16 protein-coding genes are annotated in these 14,300 nt (G+C 57.6%); 8 read left to right on the top strand and 8 right to left on the bottom strand.

What is annotated here, in order from left to right; genetic code table 11:
• Positions 1-52 precede the first annotated feature (52 nt).
• The 3 genes from GOW60_RS06605 (at position 53) to GOW60_RS06595 (ending at position 1,678) form a co-directional block, all read left to right on the top strand.
• On the top strand, positions 53-943 hold the full coding sequence (locus tag GOW60_RS06605) for an SPFH domain-containing protein (RefSeq protein ID WP_152457851.1): 891 nt from the start codon (positions 53-55) through the stop codon (positions 941-943).
• Complete coding sequence (locus tag GOW60_RS06600) at positions 943-1,221, top strand: NfeD family protein (protein ID WP_171228671.1); 279 nt, start codon at positions 943-945, stop codon at positions 1,219-1,221. Before GOW60_RS06605 ends, GOW60_RS06600 begins: the two co-directional genes overlap by 1 nt.
• 94 nt (positions 1,222-1,315) lie before the next feature.
• Positions 1,316-1,678 (top strand): SUF system Fe-S cluster assembly protein, encoded by a 363-nt coding sequence (locus tag GOW60_RS06595; RefSeq protein WP_152457849.1) that lies wholly within the window; start codon positions 1,316-1,318, stop codon positions 1,676-1,678.
• Between the two features lie 218 nt (positions 1,679-1,896).
• On the opposite strand, the gene GOW60_RS06590 is transcribed toward GOW60_RS06595, so the two are convergent.
• The gene (locus GOW60_RS06590; protein ID WP_254443852.1) at positions 1,897-2,166 is read right to left on the bottom strand and encodes a hypothetical protein; all 270 of its coding nucleotides are present in this window, start codon (positions 2,164-2,166) and stop codon (positions 1,897-1,899) included.
• A 289-nt stretch (positions 2,167-2,455) separates the two neighbouring features.
• Here GOW60_RS06590 and GOW60_RS06585 point away from each other — a divergent pair, with 289 nt between their 5' ends.
• The gene (locus GOW60_RS06585; protein ID WP_171228670.1) at positions 2,456-2,821 is read left to right on the top strand and encodes an iron-sulfur cluster assembly accessory protein; all 366 of its coding nucleotides are present in this window, start codon (positions 2,456-2,458) and stop codon (positions 2,819-2,821) included.
• Between the two features lie 148 nt (positions 2,822-2,969).
• Positions 2,970-3,719, top strand: a complete 750-nt coding sequence (gene tpiA / locus GOW60_RS06580; RefSeq protein WP_171228669.1) for a triose-phosphate isomerase — start codon at positions 2,970-2,972, stop codon at positions 3,717-3,719.
• Between the two features lie 489 nt (positions 3,720-4,208).
• On the opposite strand, the gene GOW60_RS06575 is transcribed toward tpiA, so the two are convergent.
• The 6 genes from GOW60_RS06575 to GOW60_RS06550 all read right to left on the bottom strand — a co-directional run bounded on the left by GOW60_RS06575 (position 4,209) and on the right by GOW60_RS06550 (position 11,213).
• Entirely contained in the window at positions 4,209-4,520 is a 312-nt protein-coding gene (locus tag GOW60_RS06575; protein ID WP_171228668.1) for a multidrug efflux SMR transporter, read from the bottom strand.
• A 154-nt stretch (positions 4,521-4,674) separates the two neighbouring features.
• Positions 4,675-6,051 (bottom strand): TRAP transporter large permease, encoded by a 1,377-nt coding sequence (locus GOW60_RS06570; protein WP_171228667.1) that lies wholly within the window; start codon positions 6,049-6,051, stop codon positions 4,675-4,677.
• On the bottom strand, positions 6,051-6,728 hold the full coding sequence (locus GOW60_RS06565) for a TRAP transporter small permease (RefSeq protein ID WP_152457843.1): 678 nt from the start codon (positions 6,726-6,728) through the stop codon (positions 6,051-6,053). Before GOW60_RS06565 ends, GOW60_RS06570 begins: the two co-directional genes overlap by 1 nt.
• 113 nt (positions 6,729-6,841) lie before the next feature.
• On the bottom strand, positions 6,842-7,843 hold the full coding sequence (locus GOW60_RS06560) for a DctP family TRAP transporter solute-binding subunit (RefSeq protein ID WP_171228666.1): 1,002 nt from the start codon (positions 7,841-7,843) through the stop codon (positions 6,842-6,844).
• Between the two features lie 362 nt (positions 7,844-8,205).
• Positions 8,206-9,435 carry a sigma-54 dependent transcriptional regulator gene (locus GOW60_RS06555; RefSeq protein WP_171228665.1) on the bottom strand — a complete coding sequence of 410 codons (1,230 nt, stop codon included), beginning with the start codon at positions 9,433-9,435 and terminating at the stop codon, positions 8,206-8,208.
• Positions 9,432-11,213 (bottom strand): ATP-binding protein, encoded by a 1,782-nt coding sequence (locus GOW60_RS06550; protein WP_171228664.1) that lies wholly within the window; start codon positions 11,211-11,213, stop codon positions 9,432-9,434. Before GOW60_RS06550 ends, GOW60_RS06555 begins: the two co-directional genes overlap by 4 nt.
• Here GOW60_RS06550 and GOW60_RS06545 point away from each other — a divergent pair.
• Positions 11,212-12,393, top strand: a complete 1,182-nt coding sequence (locus tag GOW60_RS06545) for a cytochrome P450 (protein WP_171228663.1) — start codon at positions 11,212-11,214, stop codon at positions 12,391-12,393. The two genes, GOW60_RS06550 and GOW60_RS06545, sit on opposite strands and share 2 nt — an antisense overlap.
• A 127-nt stretch (positions 12,394-12,520) precedes the next feature.
• Here GOW60_RS06545 and GOW60_RS06540 read toward each other — a convergent pair whose 3' ends face one another.
• A complete protein-coding gene (locus tag GOW60_RS06540; RefSeq protein WP_117869097.1) occupies positions 12,521-13,003 on the bottom strand; it encodes an Lrp/AsnC family transcriptional regulator in 483 nt (160 codons plus the stop codon).
• A gap of 144 nt (positions 13,004-13,147) precedes the next feature.
• On the opposite strand from GOW60_RS06540, the gene cobA reads away from it, so the two are divergent.
• Together cobA and GOW60_RS06530 are read left to right on the top strand one after the other, a co-directional pair.
• The gene (cobA, locus tag GOW60_RS06535) at positions 13,148-13,924 is read left to right on the top strand and encodes a uroporphyrinogen-III C-methyltransferase (protein ID WP_171228662.1); all 777 of its coding nucleotides are present in this window, start codon (positions 13,148-13,150) and stop codon (positions 13,922-13,924) included.
• Positions 13,924-14,238, top strand: a complete 315-nt coding sequence (locus GOW60_RS06530) for a DUF2849 domain-containing protein (protein ID WP_152457837.1) — start codon at positions 13,924-13,926, stop codon at positions 14,236-14,238. Before cobA ends, GOW60_RS06530 begins: the two co-directional genes overlap by 1 nt.
• Positions 14,239-14,300: the final 62 nt, after the last annotated feature.

Genomic DNA, 14,300 nt, shown 5'->3' with positions numbered 1-14,300 from the left:
AGCGACTCGATCCCCATATGTATACCATAGTACACAATAAAAAGAGGACAGAATGACCGAAGATCAGATCATCGGACTGCTTTCATCAAACATCATTTACCTGCTGGCCGCCGTGCTGGTGGTTATCATTATTTTCAAGGGCATCAAGATCGTTCCGCAATCCGAAAAATACGTGGTTGAACGGTTTGGAAGACTGCATTCGGTGCTGGGCCCCGGCATCAATTTCATCGTTCCGTTACTGGACGTTGCCCGCCACAAGATCTCGATCCTTGAACGCCAGTTGCCGAACGCGACACAGGACGCGATCACCAAGGACAACGTGCTGGTGCAAATCGACACCTCTGTCTTCTACCGCATTCTCGAACCGGAAAAGACGGTCTATCGTATCCGCGACGTTGATGGAGCGATTGCCACCACGGTTGCCGGTATCGTTCGTGCCGAGATCGGCAAGATGGATCTGGACGAAGTGCAGTCGAACCGCGCACAGTTGATCACACGCATTCAGGAAAGCGTTGAAACCGCAGTGGATGATTGGGGCATCGAAGTGACCCGGGCCGAGATTCTGGATGTGAATCTGGATCAGGCCACCCGCGATGCCATGCTGCAACAGCTGAACGCGGAACGCGCCCGCCGTGCGCAGGTGACCGAAGCCGAAGGCCAAAAACGCGCCGTCGAACTGCACGCCGATGCCGAGCTGTACGCAGCGGAGCAAACCGCCAAGGCGCGACGGATTCAGGCCGAGGCCGAGGCCTACGCGACAGGCGTCGTCGCCAAGGCCATTCAGGACAATGGCATCGAGGCTGCGCAGTATCAGGTTGCGCTGAAACAGGTTGAAGCCCTTAATGCACTGGGCAACGGTTCCGGCAAGCAGACCATAGTTGTGCCTGCCAATGCGCTCGAAGCCTTTGGTGACGCGTTCAAAATGCTCAAAGGAGGTAGATGATGGCTGATCCCTTTTGGCTGACCTGGTGGATCTGGCTGGCCGCCGCTCTGGCTCTGGGGATCCTGGAAATCGTTCTGCCCGGATTCATCTTTTTGGGCTTTGCGATCGGGGCCGCGATCACCGGCCTTATCCTTGTCATCCCCGGCCTGACACTGTCATTGCATGTGCTCGTGCTGATCTTCGCAGTTCTTTCGTTGATCGCATGGCTTATCCTGCGCAAGCTTTTTGCCTTGCCGCATGGTCAGGTCAAAACCTTCACGCATGACATCAATGACTAAGACACTGTGACGCTCACCCGAGCGTCACGCCCCTACTGGACGCTGTTGCAGGTATTCCCTATATAATCACTCAGGCAACTGACCCGAGGCAAAGATGACCCACCCGAGCGAACAGTTTGAAGGCACCCCGCTGATTGCGCCGTCAACGATTGAACACCCGCTGTACGAGGCAGTCGTCGAAGCGTGCCGCACGGTTTACGACCCGGAGATTCCGGTCAACATCTATGACCTGGGCCTGATTTATACGATCGACATTTCTCCGGACAACGCCGTGAAGGTAATCATGACCCTGACGGCACCCGGATGTCCGGTCGCGGGCGACATGCCCGGCTGGATTGTCGAGGCCATAGAGCCTGTTGCGGGCGTCAAGGAAGTCGATGTCGAACTGACCTGGGAACCGCCTTGGGGCATGGAGATGATGTCAGATGAGGCGCGCCTGGAATTGGGCTTTATGTAGCCATCAGGCACTTGCCCTGCCAACTGTCACGAAACTTTGGTGTTTTTGTCACCCTATCGTGCAGCCCCTGTCACACTCCTGACGGATAACATCTGAAGGTGGCATTCGCGTATGCGGTGCCGTCGGCTGGGCACGCCATGACCGCCCCCCGCTTCCCAGCTCAAGAATATGGGCCGTTCTTGCCCGAGAACGGTCCTTTTTTGTTCCGACAACGACGATCAATTCTGATTGCAGGTTTCCTTGATCTCTGCCGCTCTGGCGTCCAATTGCTTGACGTAGTCACCTGACAGCATTTGCAGCCTTTTTTGCTCGGTTCCCGTGACCAGCCCCAACAGAGCCCCGGCAGGTGTTATGGCAGCAATGCTTTCCAGTTGTTTGTCTTCTGCATGTTTCTTTTCCGATGCAATTGCGCGCAGATCCCCTTCCGCCGTTGCACAATTCACCGGGTGCCGTTCGGATCCCGTGGCCGCCCAAGCTTCGTTGGACATCACACACACGCTTACAGAAAAAAGTGCGGCCGCAAGTGAAGCTACCTTAACTTTCGACTCTAAATAATTCATATTTATACCACTTCATGTCATGCCATCTATTCCGGCAGGGTTCCAAAACTTTTTAAGACCGATGCTAACCCCGCCTCCCGTATCAAAGCAAGTTTGCGGAGCGGCGACGCAGAAAAACAGAGCTTTTCAGCGAATTCAAATTCTTTGCGCCACATTGCCTTGAGCAAAAGAGCCTTGGCCCCTAGATTGGATGTAACGCGCGACAACGGAGATTTACATGTTCGGCATCCCCGGCAAACAGGCTGTGACCATAACGCCCAAAGCCGCAGAGCAGATTACCCGCCTGATGAATTCGGGCGGTCACGCTGGTTTGCGCATCGGCGTCAAAAAAGGCGGCTGTGCAGGCATGGAATACACCATGGAATACGTCGATCAGGCAGATCCTCATGACGAAGTCGTCGAACAGGACGGCGCGCGCATCATGATTGCGCCAATGGCCCAGATGTTCCTGTTTGGAACCGAAATCGATTACGAAGTGTCGTTGTTGGAATCCGGCTTTAAGTTCAAGAACCCGAACGTCGTCGACGCCTGCGGCTGCGGTGAGTCGATCAAATTTGACGAAAGCATCGGCCAACAAGGCTAAGCCCGCCTCATCACTTTTCATTTGAACGTCGCATGCGGACCGATCTTCGGTGTTTCCGCCCGGGATCGGCATGCGAGCAGAATTGTAAGATGATGCCGACAATGCTATCCGCATGCTAAAATCATCGGATGATCAGGGAGATACCGAAATGCGGCAGAAGCTGGCGGCTGGAAACTGGAAAATGAATGGGACCGGCGCTGAGTTGACCGAGTTGAAGGCGCTGTCTCAGATCCACCCGGCGGCATCGGTGGATATCTTGATTTGCCCACCGGCAACATTGCTCAGCCGCGCATCAATTGCCGTTCAGGGCACCGCCATCTCTGTCGGTGGTCAGGACTGTCATGCCGCGAAATCAGGCGCGCATACCGGAGATATCAGTGCGGACATGCTGGTGGATGCCGGGGCAACATCGGTCATCCTGGGCCATTCCGAACGCCGCGTGGACCATGGTGAACATGACGAAGATGTGCGGGCCAAGGCGCGCGCGGCAATGGATGCGGGTCTGAAGGCGATCATTTGCGTCGGTGAAAGCCTTGAGCAGCGCGAAGCGGCCAATACGCTCGACATCATCGGCGGCCAGATGTCCGGGTCGATCCCGGATCAGTCGACCGGCGAGAACCTGATCGTCGCGTATGAACCGATCTGGGCAATTGGCACCGGCAAAGTTCCCACCCTGGAAGAAATCGGGGAAGTTCACGACTTCATGCGCGCCCGGCTGGAGCGCCGCTTTGGCGAAGGCGTGGGCCGTTCCGTCCGCCTGCTTTATGGCGGTTCGGTGAAACCCGGCAATGCGGCGGATATATTTTCAGTTTCCAACGTCGATGGCGCACTTGTGGGCGGGGCCAGCTTGAAAGCGTCTGATTTCTCGGGAATCATTCAAGCGCTGGAAGGCGCCTAATTCCAGACTTCGTCCCGCAGTTTCTTCGGCCCAAGGATCGGTTATTCAATAGATCGTCGCTTCAACGCGTTGCGGTCAGGGTTGTTCGCTACAACAGGCCCGTCCCCTTTGATCGTACAAAAATCCTGCCTTGCGCACGAAACTCCGTGAGTTGACGAAGATACGCGGGATTCCGAACTGAGCGATGGGAAGCGAACAAATTACACTGTGTAATGGCGCGGTATGTTTTCTGACGCCCTGCCTTGCGCAGGGCTTCCATCTGTTCCAGCACGGTCGGGTTGCCGCCCTGTACAGGATGATTGCGACCTTGTGAGACAACTCCGCCATCCCGCGCCAGAACCTATGCGATGCGACATCCGCCGCCATCAAATCCGGCCTCCGCCTTTTCAGGAGCCACGCAAAATGCGTCTGTCAGAGCCGGTCAAAATTCCGAGCCGCGTGTGTGTGCTACAAACTGCCGAAGTACTTTGGCTTGGCAAGTCAAGCGCATCAGGCCAGCTTCATCACCACAAGGCCTGTCACGATCAGAACCGCAGCTGCGATCCGCGCAGGTGTCAGGGCTTCGCCAAGAAACAGAATACCGACACTGAACGCCCCCACCGCACCGATCCCAGTCCAGATCGTGTATGCGGTCCCCAACGGCAAGTCCAGCATTGCAAGCGCCAGCAGACCAAATGAACCCAACATCGAAACGCCCATCACGGCCGTCGGCCACAATCGGGTAAAACCGGCCGACTGCTTCATGGCAACCGCCCAGACAATTTCCAAAAGGCCAGCAAACAGAAGAAAGATCCAGGGCATAAGACAACCTCATATCCGTACGGGTCGTCCCGAATGATGTCCCAGAAAGCAGAGGTCGTCCTCTGTGCCTCAGATAAGAACCCATCGCGCGGTTTCAAGACACGAAAAAGCCGGGCAGTTGACACCACCCGGCTTTGTTCAGTTTTCAGACAGTCTAGTTGGTTATTATTTCCGGCCCCATGAAGGTGTTGGGCAGGAAAGTCGATATCCACGGAATATACGTCACCATGATCAGGAAGACGAACAGCACCGCAAGGAAGGGCAGCGCCGCCTTCACAACGCTCATCATCGGCATACCCGCAACACCCGAAGTCACGAACAGGTTCAGACCGACCGGAGGCGTGATCATCCCGATCTCCATGTTGACCACCATGATGATACCCAGATGGATCGGGTCGATGCCCAGCTCGATAGCGATCGGGAACACCAGGGGCGCCACGATGACCAGCAGGCCAGACGGTTCCATGAACTGACCGCCGATCAGCAGGATCACGTTTACCACGATCAGGAAAGCCACCGGGCCAAGGCCCGCCGACAGCATCGCTTCGGCGATATGCTGCGGCACCTGTTCGTCGGTCAGAACATGCTTGAGGATCAGCGCGTTGGCGATCACGAACAGCAGAGTGACAGTCAACTTGCCAGCCTCGAACAGCGTATGCTTGGTGTCCGGGTGAAAGAAAGCCGTGATCAGCGCATGGGGTTTTTTCAGCAGCGGCAGGTTCTGGGTGCCTTCTTCCGTGCTCAGCGGGCCCATGTCCTTGTACACAAAGCTGGCAATGAAGAACGCGTAGACTGCGGCGACTGCGGCGGCTTCGGTCGGCGTGAAGATGCCACCATAGATACCACCCAGAATGATGACGATCAGGAAAAGACCCCAACCGGCCTCACGGGCCGAGGTAAAGATCTCTCCCCAGCCTTTCCATTCGCCCTTGGGCAGGTTCTTGACCTTGGCCATGACATAGATGGTGATCATCAGCATCAAACCGGCCATCAGACCGGGAATAACACCTGCAAGGAACATGCGCCCAACCGAGACTTCAACAGCGGCGGCATATACGACCATGACGATGGACGGAGGGATCAGAATACCCAGTGTCCCCGCGTTGCAGATCACACCGGCGGCAAATTCCTTTGAGTAGCCCACTTGACGCATCCCCGCGATGACGATCGAGCCGATGGCGACCACGGTCGCCGGGGACGACCCGGACAGGGCTGCGAACAGCATACAGGCAAAGACGCCCGCAATCGCCAGACCGCCGGGCAAATGCCCGACACAGGCGATCGAGAACCGGATGATCCGTCGTGCGACACCGCCTGTTGTCATGAAGGACGACGCCAGGATGAAGAACGGGATCGCCAGCAGGGTAAAATGCCCTTCAAAAGCCTCGAACAGCGTGCCCGCGACAGAAGCGAGTGAACTGTCTGAGTAGATCAGCAGAAACAGGGTCGAGCTGAGGCCAAGCGCAACCGCAATCGGCACACCGATCAGCAGCAGGCCGACGACCATCGAGAAAAGAAGTACGACGTCCATTAGTTGTGCTCTCCTTGCTGAGCGCGGACTTCTTCGATCTCGTCCTCGACTTCGTGGCTGGCGACAAGGCGATCCGTTTCACCACGCCAGATCTGAACGGCAACCTGGGCGAACCGGATCACCAGCAGCAGCATCGATACCGGCAGCACCAGATAAGGCACCACTTTGGGAAGCTTCTCGTACCCTTCGCCATAGTTGATCAGGTCTTCCAGAAACCGCAGCGGAGCGACCATCGGGATATCGTCCACCTCATAGAAGCTCTGGCTGCGGGCGTCGAAGTTGAACCCGGTCGGGAACCAGCGTCCGGATGTCGGCGGCAGATCCGCGAAGACCGCCCAATAGTCATAGGCGCCTTTCAGCAACAGCAGCGAAAACACCAGACAGCACCCCACAGCGATGAGCGCCAGAATGCGACGCGGCGCTGGGGCCAGCATGTTCAGGATCGCATCAACACCCAGATGAGAGTGTTTCTTGACCGCGTAAGAGGCACCAAGCAGCACCAGCCAGCCAAAAGTGAACACCGTCAGTTCAAGCGCCCACAGGATATTGGAATTGAAAACAAACCGCGCGATCACGTTGGCAAATGTCACGACCGTCATCAGGCCCAACAGACACGCGATCAGGGTTTCTTCGATATGGTCGACCAGCCCGCCTTGGCCGGAATTCGCACCAGACATCTTTCTGTCCCCGCATTTTTTGTGATGAGAGAGTGTTGGGCGGGCTTGTTCAGCCCGCCCGGCCAGCGCGTCGAATACTCCCCAGTCCCCGGACGCGCGGCCTTTGGCCAGATTCAGAAGCCGGCGTTGATGGCCTGAGCCGCGTCGATCTTGTCCTGACCCACGTCACCTGCGAACTGGTCCCAAACGGGCTTCATCGCATCAACCCAGGCCTGACGCTGTTCCGGGGTCAACTCGCGGATGACACCGCCTGCTTCAACGATCGAGGCTTTGGCTGCTTCGTTCACGGCAAAGGCTTCTTTGTTCCGTGTTTCCGTGACTTCAGCCAGAATGGTCAGGAACTGGTCACGCACGTCCGGATCCAGGCTGTCCAGCCAGTCCACAGAGGTCACGACCAGATAGTCGATGATGCCGTGGTTGGTCTCGGTGATGCCGTCCTGCACTTCGAAGAACTTCTTGCCATAGATGTTCGACCAGGTGTTTTCCTGACCATCCACAACCCCCTGTTGCAGCGCGCCGTAAACTTCCGAGAACGCCATTTTCTGCGGGCTGCCACCAATGGCCTCCATCTGTGCCACCAGAACGTCCGAGGACTGAACACGGAACTTCAGGCCGTTTGCATCCGACGGATCAACCAGCGGCTTGTTGGCCGACATCTGCTTCATGCCGTTGTGCCAGAAGGCCAGCCCCTGAAGGCCACGGCGCTGCATGCTGTCCTTCATCGCCTGACCATCGGCCGAAGCCTGGAATGCATCCACAGCATCGATGTTCTTGAACATGAAAGGCAGGTCAAACAGGCGGAACTGCTTGGTGAACTTCTCGAACTTTGACAGTGACGGCGCGGCCAGCTGAACGTCGCCCTGCAACATCGCCTCCAGCACCTTGTCGTCGTTGTACAGGGTCGAGTTCGGATAGACCTCCATGCACATCACGCCGTTCATCTCATCATTGACGCGCTGTTCCAGCAGCGATGCGGCAATGCCCTTGGGGTGTTTGTCAGTGTTGGTCACATGCGCGAACTTGACGACGATTTCACCATCGTCACAGGCTGCCATCCCTGCGGTGGCTGTGACTGTCAGCGCCAGAGCGGTTGCTGCCGTTGTCAGGAATTTCATCTGTCTTTTCCTCCCAGACTTCCTTGAAACTGTCCTTCGACACCAATTCGGTATCAGATGCAGCGAAGTGAAACGAATCGGCACGATCCACTCAACGATTTGTTTTTTGCTCCTCGAGTTTCTATTTAGTGATTTTATTTCATAAGGTTATGAACCGTTCTGCAATGGATACTTGACGCACTCGAAACCCCGAGTGCGAAATTCCGCACAGCAATCTTCCAGTTTGTGCGGAAATCCGCACACCCTGCGAATCAAAACACCCGAATCAACTGGCGCGAAACCGCAGCCCGCGACAGCGGGCTGCCCGGCCCAACAGCTTTAGACGCATGTTAAAACGGAAAAAGGTGGCGGGAGCCCGACCGTTACCGCCGGTAATCCTCGGCCCGAATCTGGTACCGTGCCAGCTTGTCGTAAAATGTCTTGCGCGGCAGTTTCAATGCCTTCGCCGCATCTGATGCCTTACCGTTGTGACGACCCAGCGCCGCGATGAGCAGCGACCGCTCCACCCGCGCCATCTGTTCGCTGAGCCCCAGATCAGTTGCCTGCGCGACTTCTTCCGGCATTCCCAGCACGAAGCGCATCGCGGCTGACATCAGGGATCGCGCATTCCCCGGCCAGTCGCTGGCCATTAGCGACGCCAGATGCTCGGACGAGATTTCCGGCGCCACGATCCCCGCCTGTTCTGCGGCCTGTGCAACGTAATGGCGGAAGATCACCGGAATGTCGTCGGGGCGTTCTGCCAGCGATGGAATACGCACCCGCATGACATCCAGCCTGTAAAACAGGTCTGCATTGAACCGGCCTTCAGAACTCAGCGCTGAAAGATCAGCGGTCGTTCCCGCAATGATACGCCCGCCTGGTCCATGCTCGATGATCTCCAACGCCGCAAATTGCGTGGCATGGGGCATGGCCGAGACTTCGTCCAGAAACAATGACCCACCTGCCGCATCTTCACAGCTCTCGGCCAAGTCGTCGGGGCTGAGGCTTGAGGCCGTGCGTTTGACAAATGGTCCCTGCCCTGCTGGCGACATCAGATGCACGACCTCGGCGACCTTCGAGATGCCGCTGCCTGGCGGTCCCGTCACAAGAACTTCGGCACCTGTTGGCGCAACGGTCCGAACCCGTTCGCGCAGGGCCTCGGCCTGCGGAGACAGTCCGAACAGCAAACGCGCGGCGGGGTCTCCTCGTTCCAACTCGGATTTCGCCGCTCTTTGCTCCAACACCTGCGAACGGGTTGCAAAGGCGCGTTCAAGCACCTCCAGAAGATCGGACGCGGCGCACGGCTTTTCCAGAAAATCGAACGCACCCTTTCCCATGGCGTCGACGGCCATGGGAATATCGCCCTCACCCGTCAGAAGAACCACGGGAAGATCCGGATCGACCTCTCGGGCATAAGACAAAAGGTGGAACCCGTCCCGCCCCGGCATGCGGATATCCGAGATGATGACACCGGGAAACTCGCGGCTGATGTGATCCTTGGCCGCCACAAAGGATCCAGCGGTCGTTGGCTGATAATCCGCCAATTCCAGAGTTTGAGACAGGGCCTCGCGTACGGCGGCATCATCATCGACCAACAAAACCCTGCGCATCATGCGGCCTCTTCCTTGTCGCAGGGTTCCAGTTCGACGGTAAACATGGCCCCATCCGCCGTGTTCGCGCCCCGTATATCCCCACCAAAACTTTGAACCAGCCCGTAGGAAATGGAAAGCCCCAGCCCCAAACCTTCTGACGATCCAACGCTTTTCGTGGAATAGAAGGGCTCGAACATCCGGTCGGGGTCTTCAATGCCCGGGCCAGTATCCTGCAAGGAAACGCTCAATCGTGCGCCTTTTCGCAGCGTTATCGTAATAATCCGTTTTGGTCGCCCCAGCATTGCATCCGCCGCATTGTTGATCAGATTTACGAACACCTGCACCAAACGTACTTCACCCCCCCAAACATACACAGCGCCATTCGGGGGGTTCCAGTTCAGGGTTACATCGTCGTCTCGCAGGCGGGCCTCGGTCAGTTCAACAGCGGTGTTGAGAACCTGTATCAGGTCAACCCGCCCCATCGGTTCGCTTTCGTTGCGGGCAAAGGCGCGAAGGTTCTTGATGATCCGCGCCATCCGCGCCGCCATTTCCGAGATCCGGCCCAGATTCTCGGCAGCCATTTCAGGTTTTCCCCGCGTCATGAACGCTGAACCGTTATCCGCGAATTGTCGTATGGCCATAAGCGGCTGGTTCAGTTCATGGCTGATCCCCGCCGACATTTGCCCCAATGCGCTGAGCTTTCCCGCCTGCACCAGGTCTGCCTGGGCCCGCCGCAGCGCCGCCTCGGCTTCTTCCCGTTCCGCCACTTCCTTGCGCAAACTGGCATTTGCCACTGTCAGGTCATGGGTACGTTTGGCCACACGGCTTTCCAGAACGGCATTCGCTTCTGCCAATGCCCGCCGCCGCTCCATGGCAAGAAAGAGCATGGCCCCAAAGGCCAGACAGATCGCCGCGACGGCCGCCGCCTGAAGCCTGGCAAGCTGAAGGGCTGGCGCCACATCCACCAGAACCTCGGCCGTCATGTCGATCACCGGCAAATCAAGGGTCAGATGCAGCGCATCGCGCGGCAGGTAACGCCCCCAGTTCAAATGCCACAACTCGTGCCTGCCGACCTGTTTCGAAGAAAAATCGACGGCCGCACCATCTGGCGGCGTCAATCCCGCCTCACCGTCCGCCCGGCGCCAGAACAGCAGGTCGGATCTGTTGGAAATGAAAACGACACCATCTGAATCGACAAAGAAAACCGCCTCGGTACTGCCGCGCCACGTTTGTTCAACGTCCTGAACATCAGCAACGACCATCAACGCGCCTTCGATCTGGCCAGACGGGCCAAAAGTGGGGGCGGCATAGGAATAGATCCGGTCTTCGCCCGAAGGTACAACCTCATGCGCACTGCCCAAGGCGCCCTGCATCGCACGGCGGAAAGCCGGATGATGGGCCATGTTGCGCTGGGACACAGGCTGCGCCGATACCAGCACGTGTCCGTTCGTATCCAGATACATCATGTTTACGGCGGCCGTTTTGTCAGCGACGTCCAGCAGCGTTGCCCGGGCTTGGCGAATACCGGCCTGCGTATCCAGTTCATGCAAAACGGGATGAGTTGCCATCAGTACGGCAAGTTCCTGATACACTTGCATCTGCGTGCTCAGCCGGTCAGCCGCCAGCTCAAGATCTGCCTCTGCCTTCTCGCTCAGCTGAGACAGGGCCTGTCGATATCCATAAGACCAGACAAACCCCGACAATAGCCCAACGGCGAGCAAAAAACCGGAAATGAACCAAACCCTGTGCATAGACAGGGTCTTGCATTCAATGCGCCGCATGGCAAGTGTGCGGCGCATGAAGTCTTTTTCGCAATCACCGACAGACCCGGGTTTCGTCCAAAACCCCTACCCGTTCTACGACAAGGCGCGAGGCTCAGGCGATCTGTTCTATTGGCAGGACTATGGTGTGGTCGCCGCGGTTTCAAACCGCGCAGTTCGCACCCTATTTCGGGACCGCAGATTTGGCCGCGAGGTACCGCCCGAACTGGCAGAGCAAGGTCCCGCCCATCTGGCGCCCTGGCTGGCCATCGAGGCCCATTCACTGCTTGAGGCAGAACCGCCAAGGCACACACGCCTTCGGTCATTGGTGATGCGCGCCTTCACGTCACGGGCGATTTCTGCGCTGCAACCTTCCATCGAAGATCTGTGCCACGGCCTGATCAAGGAATTCCCTCGGAACACGTTCGACCTGTTGGAAGCCTATTGCACTCAGGTTCCGGTGGTCACGATCTGCCGGCTTCTGGGCGTCCCCGAAGCCATGGCGCCCGATCTGCTACGGTGGTCTCACGATATGGTTGCCATGTATCAGGCCAATCGCACGCAGGACACCGAAGACACGGCCGCCAAATCATCTCGGGAGTTCACCGAATTCCTGAAGGAATACATAGAGCTGCGGCGCAATGATCCACGGGACGACCTGATAACCCGGTTGATAAGCGCCGAGGAAGAAGGCCAGAAACTGTCACTGGACGAGCTGGTTGCCACCTGCATCCTGCTGCTCAACGCAGGCCATGAGGCCACCGTGCATTCACTGGGGAACGGGGTGAAAACCCTGTTGCAGACCCGTACCGCCCCCGACGCCCTGGCACCGGATGGACTCGACGCAACCATCGAAGAAATCCTGCGCTATGACCCGCCTCTGCACATGTTCACACGTTACGCGTATGAGGACGTGGATCTGTTCGGCCATTCATTCAAACGTGGCCATCAAGTGGCACTGTTGCTTGGCGCGGCCAACCGCGACCCCGCTGTCTGGGCTGAACCGAACACGTTTCAGCCGAGCCGTCCGATTGAAGTCAACACAAGCTTTGGGGGCGGAATTCATTTCTGCGTCGGCGCACCTCTGGCGCGTCTTGAAATGCGGATTGCTTTGCCGATCCTGTTCGAAAGCTGCCCGAACCTGCAACTGGCTGCACCGCCGCATTATTCGGACAGCTATCACTTTCACGGGCTGAATCAGCTGCTGGTCAGACCTTAGCCATCACCTTTCGCATTTCTACACGACGCTTCCGGCGATTTTGCTTCCGGCCGGATGAAAACACCCATCAGTTCATCTGGCTCAAAGCCCCATGAAAGACACAGGCAGAAGGGTATGGCCGTGGGTTCTAAGCCCCCTCTGCCAACGCATTCAGCGGCAGCATCGTCGTGGACTTGATCTCTTCCATGGACAACAACGCCGTGACATTGTGCACACGCACTTCCGAGATGAGCGACTGATAGAACTGATCATAGGCACGTGCGTTCTTGACCCGGACTTTCAGGATATAGTCGATATCACCCGCCAACCGGTGCGCCTCTTGCACTTCGGGGTGATCCTTCAATGCTTTCAGGAATTTACGTTGCCAGTCCGCCTCATGTTCCGAGGTGCGGATCAAAACAAAAAAGGTGGCTTCGAACCCAAGTGCCTCGGCATCCAGCAGCACCGTTTGCTGGCCGATGATTCCCGCCCCCTTGAGCTTGCGAATGCGATTCCAGACAGGCGTCTTTGAACTGCCGACCCGAGCCGCAATTTCGTCCAATGATTGGCCCGCGTCCCGTTGCAGCTCGGCCAGAATTTTTCGATCCGTGTCATCTATCCGCACCGACATTCCAATTTTCCTTCTGTTTCGACACCCCTGTTCCGGTTTTCCCGAAAATCGGAACATTCGTCCTTATTTCAGCGGCGATATGGCGCTTTGGTGGGAATATTTCCTATATTGAGAGTCAAGTCAAACAATGTCCGAGACGATCCGATGCAGGATTTTCACACAACCAAGCCCAAAGGTCATGTCGACTTTGTCGGCGCCGGGCCCGGTGACCCCGAATTGCTGACGCTCAAGGCGTTGGCCGCATTCGAGCGCGCGGATGTGGTGCTGCATGATCGCCTGATCACCAAGCCTGTGCTGGACATTGCCGCCCAGAACGCCGCTTTGGTCGATGTCGGCAAGGCCGGGTTCGGCCCCTCGTGGAAGCAAAGCGATATCGACGCGCTTCTGGTTGAACACGCCCTGAATGGCAACCGTGTGGTGCGCCTGAAGTCGGGGGATCCCACAATCTTTGGCCGCATGGACGAAGAAATCGAGGCCGTCGACGCGGCCGGCATATCCTGGCAGATCATTCCCGGCATCACGGCGGCCTCTGCCGCAGTGGCTGGCATCGGTCAAAGCCTGACCCGCCGTGGACGCAACTCATCGGTGCGTTTTTTGACCGGGCACGACATGCAAGGATTCGCGGATCACGATTGGAACGCTCTGGCTCAGGCCGGTTCCGTGGCGGCAATCTACATGGGCAAGAAATCCGCTCGGTTCATTCAGGGCCGTCTGATCATGCACGGCGCCGATCGCACCACCCCCATTACCCTGGTCGAGAATGCCTCGCGTCCCGACCAACGGATTTTGGCCACCACCTTGGACCAGTTGCCCACCGATCTGGCCGCCGCCGAAATGGATGGACCGGCCCTGACCTTCTATGGCCTTGCCCCGCGCGAAGCGGCGCAGGCCGTAACCGAATTCAACAAGGAGCTTGCCTGATGGCCCGCGCTTTTACTCCCAAAGTCGTAACTGCAAATGACTTGCTCGAAGGTGACGTGATTTACCTGACCGAAGATGACCGCTGGTCCCGTGACCTGAGCGAGGCAGAACTGATCACCGACGAGGCGCATGCGCAGGTTCGCCTGCTGGATGCCGCGCGTCAGGCAAACAAAATCGTGGGCGCTTATCTGGCCGATGCCGTCGCTGGCGAAAACGGCCCCGAGCCCACCCATTTCCGGGAAGACTTCCGCCGCACTGGTCCGTCCAACTATGCCCACGGCAAACAGGAAACTTCCCCGCAGCCCCGGGCCTGACCTCTGGCCCTTCTCTCTCCCCTTCAAGGCCCCAGGTTCGGGGCTGCAACCAAGGACAGCTA

The organism is Ruegeria sp. HKCCA4008 (assembly GCF_013033125.1).
Taxonomy (GTDB): Bacteria; Pseudomonadota; Alphaproteobacteria; order Rhodobacterales; family Rhodobacteraceae; genus Ruegeria.
The sequence above is the reverse complement of the archived record's forward strand: the minus strand, read 5'-3'. Positions and strand labels throughout refer to the sequence as shown.

What these genes read in the sequence shown, in the direction of transcription:
- GOW60_RS06605 (WP_152457851.1), top strand. Translation starts at nt 53, where the DNA reads ATGACCGAAGATCAGATCATCGGACTGCTTTCATCAAACATCATTTAC.
- GOW60_RS06600 (WP_171228671.1), top strand. Translation starts at nt 943, where the DNA reads ATGGCTGATCCCTTTTGGCTGACCTGGTGGATCTGGCTGGCCGCCGCT.
- GOW60_RS06595 (WP_152457849.1), top strand. Translation starts at nt 1,316, where the DNA reads ATGACCCACCCGAGCGAACAGTTTGAAGGCACCCCGCTGATTGCGCCG.
- GOW60_RS06590 (WP_254443852.1), bottom strand. Translation starts at nt 2,166, where the DNA reads ATGTCCAACGAAGCTTGGGCGGCCACGGGATCCGAACGGCACCCGGTG.
- GOW60_RS06585 (WP_171228670.1), top strand. Translation starts at nt 2,456, where the DNA reads ATGTTCGGCATCCCCGGCAAACAGGCTGTGACCATAACGCCCAAAGCC.
- tpiA (WP_171228669.1), top strand. Translation starts at nt 2,970, where the DNA reads ATGCGGCAGAAGCTGGCGGCTGGAAACTGGAAAATGAATGGGACCGGC.
- GOW60_RS06575 (WP_171228668.1), bottom strand. Translation starts at nt 4,520, where the DNA reads ATGCCCTGGATCTTTCTTCTGTTTGCTGGCCTTTTGGAAATTGTCTGG.
- GOW60_RS06570 (WP_171228667.1), bottom strand. Translation starts at nt 6,051, where the DNA reads ATGGACGTCGTACTTCTTTTCTCGATGGTCGTCGGCCTGCTGCTGATC.
- GOW60_RS06565 (WP_152457843.1), bottom strand. Translation starts at nt 6,728, where the DNA reads ATGTCTGGTGCGAATTCCGGCCAAGGCGGGCTGGTCGACCATATCGAA.
- GOW60_RS06560 (WP_171228666.1), bottom strand. Translation starts at nt 7,843, where the DNA reads ATGAAATTCCTGACAACGGCAGCAACCGCTCTGGCGCTGACAGTCACA.
- GOW60_RS06555 (WP_171228665.1), bottom strand. Translation starts at nt 9,435, where the DNA reads ATGATGCGCAGGGTTTTGTTGGTCGATGATGATGCCGCCGTACGCGAG.
- GOW60_RS06545 (WP_171228663.1), top strand. Translation starts at nt 11,212, where the DNA reads ATGAAGTCTTTTTCGCAATCACCGACAGACCCGGGTTTCGTCCAAAAC.
- GOW60_RS06550 (WP_171228664.1), bottom strand. Translation starts at nt 11,213, where the DNA reads ATGCGCCGCACACTTGCCATGCGGCGCATTGAATGCAAGACCCTGTCT.
- GOW60_RS06540 (WP_117869097.1), bottom strand. Translation starts at nt 13,003, where the DNA reads ATGTCGGTGCGGATAGATGACACGGATCGAAAAATTCTGGCCGAGCTG.
- cobA (WP_171228662.1), top strand. Translation starts at nt 13,148, where the DNA reads ATGCAGGATTTTCACACAACCAAGCCCAAAGGTCATGTCGACTTTGTC.
- GOW60_RS06530 (WP_152457837.1), top strand. Translation starts at nt 13,924, where the DNA reads ATGGCCCGCGCTTTTACTCCCAAAGTCGTAACTGCAAATGACTTGCTC.